At 69.0% G+C, this 1,130-nt stretch carries 2 protein-coding genes; one reads left to right on the top strand and one right to left on the bottom strand.

What is annotated here, in order from left to right:
• Window positions 1-72 precede the first annotated feature (72 nt).
• Window positions 73-273, bottom strand: a complete 201-nt coding sequence (locus AB0H87_RS41980) for a hypothetical protein (protein WP_360159493.1) — start codon at window positions 271-273, stop codon at window positions 73-75.
• A 151-nt stretch (window positions 274-424) separates the two neighbouring features.
• Here AB0H87_RS41980 and AB0H87_RS41975 point away from each other — a divergent pair.
• Window positions 425-1,130 (top strand): SDR family NAD(P)-dependent oxidoreductase (locus AB0H87_RS41975; RefSeq protein ID WP_360159490.1); only part of this gene is annotated, 706 nt, incomplete at its 3' end.

Raw genomic sequence — 1,130 nt, 5'->3', positions numbered from 1 at the left:
GCTGGATGTAGGCCGCGCGCGCGTCCATCCATTCCTTGCGCCACTTGACGGCGTCCGCATGGGTGATCTTGTCTATCCGCGCTGGAGGTTCGGTGCGTCCGGGTCCTGGGCGCCCTGGGGCTGGACCGACGTGTCGGAACGTTCGTCGGCCTTGCCGGCAGGCCGGCCGGACTTGTCGCCGGACGGCTTTCCGGTGCCCGCGTCCCGTGAGCCCTTCGGCCCGCGTACCTCCTGCGGCTCCTCTTCGAGGTCCTTGCCCGGCTTCTCCTCCATGACCGATAACCCCCTCGCTATCGCTTTGGGCGAGATGTCCGTCTAACCCTATCTGTTCCCATCCCCGCCGCCGTGAAACAAGGCGTAAAGGGTTAGCGCGGGCGATCCAGGGCAATGCCGCCGTGGGTTCACCGAGACTGGAGGTTCGATCATGAGCGTGCCGTCCGACCGCCCGTTCGCCGTCGTCACCGGCGCCTCGAGCGGCATCGGTTACGAGCTGGCCCGGCAGTTCGCCACACACGGCTTCGACCTGCTGGTCACCGCGGAGGACGCCGGCATCGACCGCGCCGGGGAGGCGCTGCGCCGCGACGGCACCATCCAGGTCACCGCCATACGCGCCGACCTCGCCACCGCGGAAGGGGTCGAGGAGCTCTATGCCGCCATCGACCGACCCGTCGACGCGATCGCGATCAACGCCGGGCGCGGGGCGGGCGGCGCGTTCGCCACCGACACGGCGCTCGACGACGAGCTCAACATCGTCGACGTCAACGTGCGGTCGACCGTGCACCTGGCCAAGCGGGTCGTCCCCGACATGCGCGAACGCGGCGCCGGCAAGGTGCTGTTCACCTCGTCCATCGCGTCCACCATGCCGGGCTCGTTCCAGGCGGTCTACAACGCGTCGAAGGCCTTCGTGCAGTCGTTCGCCGAGGCACTGCGCAACGAGCTCAAGGACACCGGCGTGACCGTCACGTCGCTGATGCCCGGCCCGACCGACACGGCGTTCTTCGACCGCGCGGACATGCGGGACACGAAGGTCGGCGCCGGAAAGAATGAGGAAGAACGGGACGGCCATGATCGCGCCGACGGTGAGCAGCATGTGTCGTCGCGGTGGAACCCGCCCCCGCGTCCCGTCGGTC

The sequence above is a fragment of the Asanoa sp. NPDC050611 genome (assembly GCF_040654855.1).
Lineage (GTDB): Bacteria > Actinomycetota > Actinomycetes > Mycobacteriales > Micromonosporaceae > Asanoa.
This window is presented reverse-complemented; position numbering and strand designations above follow the sequence as displayed.